General features: G+C 43.7%; 5 protein-coding genes and 1 tRNA gene. 3 read left to right on the top strand and 3 right to left on the bottom strand.

Annotated elements, in window-relative coordinates; genetic code table 11:
• Together V202x_RS16755 and V202x_RS16750 are read left to right on the top strand one after the other, a co-directional pair.
• A partial coding sequence (locus tag V202x_RS16755; protein WP_232098533.1) for a hypothetical protein occupies positions 1 to 221 on the top strand: 221 nt, incomplete at its 5' end.
• A 971-nt stretch (positions 222 to 1,192) separates the two neighbouring features.
• The gene (locus V202x_RS16750) at positions 1,193 to 1,654 is read left to right on the top strand and encodes a Flp family type IVb pilin (RefSeq protein WP_145177374.1); all 462 of its coding nucleotides are present in this window, start codon (positions 1,193 to 1,195) and stop codon (positions 1,652 to 1,654) included.
• Positions 1,655 to 1,832: 178 nt separating this feature from the next.
• Here V202x_RS16750 and V202x_RS16745 read toward each other — a convergent pair.
• Positions 1,833 to 1,905 (bottom strand) — tRNA-Ala (locus tag V202x_RS16745).
• Between the two features lie 275 nt (positions 1,906 to 2,180).
• Between V202x_RS16745 and V202x_RS16740 the strand changes: the two genes are divergently transcribed.
• A complete protein-coding gene (locus tag V202x_RS16740) occupies positions 2,181 to 2,738 on the top strand; it encodes a DinB family protein (RefSeq protein WP_145177371.1) in 558 nt (185 codons plus the stop codon).
• A gap of 21 nt (positions 2,739 to 2,759) precedes the next feature.
• On the opposite strand, the gene lexA is transcribed toward V202x_RS16740, so the two are convergent.
• Positions 2,760 to 3,365 (bottom strand): transcriptional repressor LexA, encoded by a 606-nt coding sequence (lexA, locus tag V202x_RS16735; protein WP_145177368.1) that lies wholly within the window; start codon positions 3,363 to 3,365, stop codon positions 2,760 to 2,762.
• Between the two features lie 192 nt (positions 3,366 to 3,557).
• Positions 3,558 to 7,085, bottom strand: a complete 3,528-nt coding sequence (locus tag V202x_RS16730; RefSeq protein WP_145177363.1) for an acyl-[ACP]--phospholipid O-acyltransferase — start codon at positions 7,083 to 7,085, stop codon at positions 3,558 to 3,560.
• Positions 7,086 to 7,363 lie beyond the last annotated feature (278 nt).

Genomic DNA, 7,363 nt, shown 5'->3' with positions numbered 1-7,363 from the left:
GCTTTGGTCGCATGGACCTGTTGACCGTGGTATTACACGAATTCGGTCACACCCTGGGTTATGCCGACCTGGATGCGGACGAAGCGGGACACGATCTGATGAGTGAATCCCTGGGTGAGTCGCTCAGACGCCTGCCCGTGATCGAAGAAGCGGCAGACACGTCCGACGTGGATGACTTCTTCAGTTCGATTGTCGAGGGCGACAATCCGCTGTTGAACTAGTCGTCTGACTGCGAAAAACTTCAGCCCCCTCGAACTTTGGTTTGATGGGGCTTTTTTTGTGGAATGCAGACAGCTTGAGATTCATTCTACTCAGTTCAAGCGAGCAATTCTGCTTTCACATTCTGATACCTTCCCGCTCGCGCTCTCTCATCTGCTCTGAGTCAAAATCTAACTCTCAGTGACAGCCTGGTGATTCTCACTTTGGCACAATTCGTTTCATAATCTGCATAATCCCTACGATTGGTATTCTTGTCAAAAGTGTTAAAACCGGTGTAAAGCAAGTTGAACATTTCGAACGTCCAGGGGTTTTTTTGAAAACGGCCTCAATAAAAAGTTATGATTATAGGGGTTTTATAAGTTAATACTATTATTAGCTTTATAGCGATTGTAGTGGTGCTGATTGTTGTGTGAATTACAGGAGTGGCACGTGTATTGCGATTTGTATTGATCAGACCGAATATTTCGGACTTAACGAAAAGACCGGATTTAACGGTTATATCAAAATCTTGATTATCAGCTTCTGTGGCATGAATGTTGGCCGAGGAGTGCATCGCATAGAGAGTGTGTGTGGCGACCTGAGAGACCGTTACACAAGTCGGTGACCTGAGAGACCACCGATGACTGATTGACTGAAGCGGGGAGAGATTCTGGTTTACTTATCCTGATTTTTTATGGTGAGTGAGGTATTGAGTTCCGCCTTGATAACCAGAGAAGGGAAGCCTGAGAAACTTTCCTTTCCCGCTTTAGCCAATCAGCAATTTCAAAACCGAGTTGAAGAAAATTTCCAAGGAACTATCCCTGTGATGATAAACAGCAGTGTCAAAAAATTTCGCGTTGAAACGAAATGACGCAGGCTGAGAAATGAGATCGAAAATCATTCCAGGCAGATTTATTTCGTGAGACGATTCCAACATCCAAAATTTTCAAATTTATGAAACGCAAGTTAATCAAAATAAACAAAGGAGCTTCAGATGAGTCATCTCGTAAAACAGTTTTGGAACGATGAAAATGGTTTCATCATATCGGCAGAGTTAGTAATCATTCTAACTGTTGCTGTCTTAGGAATGATCGTAGGATTAAGCTATGTTCAGACAGCCGTGGTGAGTGAGTTTTCAGATGTGGGGAGAGCAATTTCCTCTTTGAATCAGAATTATGCCTATACCGGATTTTATTCGACTGGCTTTTGGGGAAAACCGAAAGCATTTTATTCAGGCTCTGCTTATTTCCGATATGATCCTAATCAAGCTGTTCTGGGATATGATGGTTGTAATTATCTGAATCGTGGCAGTTACTCACAAGATTTTCAACTGGAGCCCGAAGTGGTTGAGGAACCATGTGACAGATGTAAGTCGGGAGAAGTACTTGAGGAGCCTTGCCCGCGATGTGAACTTAATCATTCACTACCAACACTGCCCATTGAGCAACCGCAGTAAACAGGCCGTAGTACTGCTGCTCTTTTCTCAATTGTGATATTGACTGGCCTGTATTTCTTTGTGGAATGCAGGCCAGTTTTCCATTAATCAGAGAGAAACTCATTCCATTTCTGCCAGGAACGAAATCGGTAATTGGTAATAAAAAAAGCTTACTGTTAAAACAACAGTAAGCTTGAAATGGAGGATACCGGGCTCGAACCGGTGACCTTTTGGCTGCCAGCCAAACGCTCTCCCAACTGAGCTAATCCCCCTCGATGTGAGGTAGAAACTCTCCTAACGTAAAGGTAAGGATAGAAAATAGTTTCGGCAATTCAAGTGCTGAGAAACAATCTAAATGAAAAAAACAGTTAAAAATTTTCCTATGAATTCAATCCCCATTATGCAGGAGATTTCCGGTCTGATTGCGGGATGATCAATCGCACATTCCCGAACCCATTTTGTGGAATTACACTCTATCTGAATGAAAGTAAACTGGTTATTTTGGCATGAAGGAACTCAACACTTCATTTCTAACGGAGGAAAGTCTGTGTCGGTCAAGTTGATCTCGCGTTTGCATGAACACCGCCAATGGGTGAATCGGGCATTGATTGCGTCTGCTGAAATGCTTTCTGAGATGCAAAGAAAACAGACATTCAAGATAGGTCAAGGTTCTATTTGGAAGTCGTTATTACATCTTTATGCGGCTGAGTATGTGTGGCTCGAAGCATTATTGGGTGACGACTCTCCCACATTACCCGGTGATCTGCCTGAAGAGTTACCGGGCAATCAAAAAGGAACCGGAGCGATCGAATCATTCGCAGAGCTGAAACAGAATTGGGCAGATCTGGATCAACGCTGGAATCGATATTTAATCCAACTGACAGATAATTCACTAGAAGAGATCGTGAATAAAAGAAGTACCAGTTCTGGTAAAGGGAAAATACATCAAACAACGCGCTCTGATGTTTTATTACATGTTTGTACTCACGCCCAATATACAACCGCCCAAGTTGTGAATATGCTACGTCAGGTCGGCGCGAAAACTCTTCCCGATACCATGCTGATTTCAATGGCTAGAGAACAGATGGCCTTGGATTCAGATTAAGCGTAGATTAAAGCAAACAGCTTAAACAAATTTTCGGATCACACCTTTTACGACGCCAAGTACTTTGACGTTATTCGAATAGATGGGAGCCATTGTTGCATTTGCGGGCTCCAGGCGAATGCGTGTTTCTTCCTGATAGAAGCGTTTCAATGTGGCTTCGTGGTCATCAACGAGCGCGACAACGATGTCGCCCTGCTCGCAGGTATCCTGTCTTTTGACAACGACATAATCCCCCTCTTGAATTTGCGCATCGATCATCGATGAGCCTTTGACTTTCAAGCAGAAATTATCGGAAGACTCAAATAGCGAACTGAAGTCAATTTGGGATTCACCTTCAGGAAGTGCCACCGGAGCTCCTGCTTTTAACAAACCAGTGAGAGGAAAGTTCGCTGGTTTTTGCGAATTATCGCAAAGTTGAATCGATCGCGAAATGTTGGACTGTCGTTTAATGAGTCCTTTGCGCTGTAACGCTTTTAAATGCCCGACGACACCATTGGGAGATCGAATTTCAAATGCGTCTCCAATTTCTTTTACGGTAGGGCCATATCCGCGGTTTACGATTTTGTCTTTCAAGAACTGATAGATTTGCATCTGTCGTTCTGTTAGTTTCACATTTTGATTGATCATGCCTGCTTCCAGCCTCTTTCAGCAAAACGAATACATTGTGGAACGTGGAATTAACCACACAATGGCCCGTTATTTACACATATGGACTCATGAGACCGTAAAAACTAACAGCCTATTTGATCGATTAGGTGTAAACGCCTATGAAAGCGAGAGATAAAGGCATTCAACATTCAGCAGTATTTAAAGTTTGGGTTAACTGGTGACTTTAGAGGAAAATGCTTCGCAGGCGAGTTCCTTGATTTTCGCAAGATCTAGTTTACCCGTTCCGAGCAGTGGAATTGAATCCACTTCCAGAAAACTATCGCTAGAAGGAACCCAGAGATTGGGAAGATCTGCTTTGTTAATTTCTTTAAGAATGGTGTCGACCGAGATATTCATAGGCTTATAGAGTACGACCAGTCGTTCTCCCTTTTTAGTGTCGGGGACTGATGTGACCGCGATTTGGACCTCTGGTTCATCTTCATTCGGATCACTGACGATGTCTGTGATAAGTTCTTCAATCCGAACATGAGGCACCATTTCACCTCCGATTTTTGAAAATCGCGTTTGTCGACCTGTGATCTTGATAAACCCGTCTTCATCAATCGTGGCGAAGTCCCCCGTGTTGTACCAGCCATCGATAATTACTTCTGCTGTTTTTTCTTCATTATTCAAATAGCCTTTCATGACATTGGGGCCTTTGATAAACAGCAGGCCTTCCTCTCCGTCGGGTAGATCCTGCATTGTTTCTGGATCTACGGTTTTCGCCATGACACAGGGAATGGCTCGTCCCACCGTACCTGGCTTCGCGCTAATCTCGTCCGGATCCAGTTGTCGGCTGGGTGGGATATTCACAGCAGCGACAGGTGCCAACTCGGTTGTGCCGTAGCCTTCCGTTGGAAAGATCCCGAATTTTTCTTCAAATTCTTTCGCCAGACTTTGAGGTAGTTTTTCTGCACCGGTAATGACAAGATCTAACGATTTAAATTGCTCCGGTGTGCATCGCTTGAGGAAGTGCCTTAAAAACGTAGGTGTTGATGCAAACAATGTGACTTCGTACTTTTCCACCATTTTTCCAACAGTACGTGCATCGGTTGGATTAAAGTGAAAGCAGGCTCTCATATTTCGAAGAAACGGCATCCAAAGCGAAATCGTATAACCAAATGAATGAAAGAAGGGTAAAATTCCCAGAATGCAGTCTCGCGAGGTGAGGTGTAATAAATCATCGGCGGAATTGATATTGGAAACAATATTATGATGTGTCAGCATCACTCCTTTGGGTTTTCCCGTTGATCCCGATGTAAAGATGACTGTGCTCAATTCATCAGGATCGACATTTCGTAATCCGATGACGCGTTCGATGATCCATGCTGGTACGAGAAATGCCTGGAAGAGGCAGATTAGTTTGTCAAAGATAGTCGCTTTTAATTTTAACTCATCCAGAAGCACTACATTCGCATCCATATCGATGGGTTTTTTCTCGATAAACTTCTGGCTTGTCAGAACAGTCTTGATCTCAGCTTCTTTGATACAGTAATTGATGTCACTGTCGGAAAGAGTGTAATTGAGATTAATGGGAACCCGACCCGAGATGGCAAGGCTTGCATTGACGACACAGCCTCCCACAGAAGGTGGCAGTAGCACGCCAATCATCTTTTCATCTTGTTTAAAGACATGCTTATTAAGAAGCCGCCTCATTAAGAGCGCTCCGGTGAGAACCTTTCCGCCGGAAAGTTCAACACCTGTTGAGTCTGCTATTTTTTGTTTGAATCTTCGGTTTTTACATTTTCGAATAAACAGTCTGGGTGGAATCATTTGATAAGTCTTTCGAAAATCGGCCGCTTCAATGCCCAGGTTTTGAACTACCTTTTGTACGTGTTTTTCGTTTTCAGGATGAAGTATAGGTTTTCCGAAGCGAATGGAAACCGGATATGGCCACCGTCGGGGCCATTTCCAGAAAAATTTTCCTCCATGAAAACTGAAGATACTTCCCCAAAGTTCATCGATATAGACAGGAATGACAGGCGCCCCCGTCCCTTTAATGATTTTCATTAAACCAGATTGAAAGGGTTGTAAGTAACCGGATCTGGTTAATTTCCCTTCTGCGAAGATACAGACTAATTCTCCATCTTCAATGGCTTTGCGTGCTGTTTTAATAGATGCCATCAGTGCTTTGGGGCCGTCATCGATATTGATGGGGATTGTGTTGTATAACTCTGTTAGCCACTTAACCCACCGATTCTGAACATAGGTTGAGAAGGCAATCATTCTGACGGGGCGTGAGGAAGTGAGGATGAGAAAGATCCCATCAAGCCAGGAAACATGATTGGCTACCAGGAGCGCCCCTCCTCTTTTAGGTAGGTTATCGTGTCCGCAGACGCGCAATTTATAAATGGTCCGACTGACCATCCAGACGATAGATCGAATCGTCGCGTTCGGAAGCAGTTTGAAAATATAGATGCCGACTGGAATTGTCAGTAAGCCCAACACCATGAAAATCTGGCTGGCTGACATTTTGAAGGATTCTTGCATCACAAAGAAAACACCCGATGCGATGAGAATGAAAAAGAACGCTAGAAAATTAGCGGCTGCCAGAATACTGCCACGTGTTTCCACGTCACTACGATGTTGCAAGAATGTTTCGAGCGGTATGTCAAATAATCCGGAACTGACTCCGAGCAAGAAGAGCCAGAGTAACGATAATAAATAGTAGAAGTGTGAACTGGATTCTGATCCAGGTACAACACTGCTGCCCGTGAAGAACAGTAATAGAGAAGTAACCACAATACCTGCTGCACCGATCGGTACGATTCCCAGCTCAATTCGACCTGCAGACCAGACTCCTGCGAGTATACTTCCTGCAGCGACTCCGAAAACCAGGATTCCCAATAAGGGGCCAATATCTTTTTGGGCTAACCCTAACTCGTGAATTCCATAAGTATCGACATTCATTTGCGCCATGGATGCAAGCATCCAGAAAAAAGCGACTCCCAATGCGGTTCTGAATAAGGGAGTGCTGCTACGAAGCAGTTGCCATTGATGCCATGTTTCTTTCGCAGGATTAAAGGGAAATAGTCGATCTGGATCTGCCGGAGTCAGACTTCGAATCTTCAGACTGATAATTGTTCCAATTACGGCTACGCCAACTAATGCCAATGCTGCGATACTGATGTCTGAGAATGATCCCGGAGAGGTAAGACTGGGTTTAGTAAAATGGTATAAATAATTACCTGCGATAAATCCCAAGGCCGAAGAAACCACTGTAATCAGTCCCATCAAGCCATTGCCTTTTGAAAGCCGATTATCGCGTAGTATTTCGGGTATACTGCCAAATTTCGCAGGACCAAACAGGGCGCTTTGACAGCCCATTAATGCGACGATAATAAAAAGTAAGTATAAGTTTCCTAGTTGAATAGCCCAGATTCCTAAAATCATAATGATGATTTCGGCTATCTTACAAGCCACGATCACGGTGCGTTTACTGAACCGGTCGGCAAGGTAACCTGCCACACTGGCAAGCAGTAGGTAAGGCAGAGTAAAGCAGGCCAGTCCCAACGAGAGTGCCTGTGCGTCTCCGATCTCTGGTTTTGCAATCGGAATGATAAACCAGCGAAACATATTGTCATTCATGGCGCCCAGGAACTGAGTTCCCAGAAGTGCCAGAAATGATGTTGAGTTTAAAGTTCCTTTTTTGGGGTCGATCTTCTGAGTCTCTGTTTCTTCGATAGTGGTAGAATTCATATTTTAACGAGATCCAGATTTTAATGTGTCGTCATCAGAGTACCCCGCCAAAAAAAGAAGGGGTGATTCTATGGGCTACTTTCAGAAACGTCCCAAGAAAGACAGATAATGAAATTGCTTCACTTATTGAAGGCGTAGAATGGTTGAAATTATCACTTTAAATCTGTGACAAAAATAATAAACGGTCATACTATGACAAAAAGTATTTTGCTGTAAAGACTTAGATTCGAACAGACATTGAGAATCTGTGAGAGAGGGAACTTCGGTGTATATCTGTG

Source organism: Gimesia aquarii (genome assembly GCF_007748175.1).
In the GTDB taxonomy this organism is placed as follows: domain Bacteria; phylum Planctomycetota; class Planctomycetia; order Planctomycetales; family Planctomycetaceae; genus Gimesia; species Gimesia aquarii_A.
Note: the sequence above shows the minus strand (reverse complement) of the source record. Positions and strands in the feature narration are given on the sequence as shown.

What these genes read in the sequence shown, in the direction of transcription:
- V202x_RS16750 (WP_145177374.1), top strand. Translation starts at nt 1,193, where the DNA reads ATGAGTCATCTCGTAAAACAGTTTTGGAACGATGAAAATGGTTTCATC.
- lexA (WP_145177368.1), bottom strand. Translation starts at nt 3,365, where the DNA reads ATGATCAATCAAAATGTGAAACTAACAGAACGACAGATGCAAATCTAT.
- V202x_RS16730 (WP_145177363.1), bottom strand. Translation starts at nt 7,085, where the DNA reads ATGAATTCTACCACTATCGAAGAAACAGAGACTCAGAAGATCGACCCC.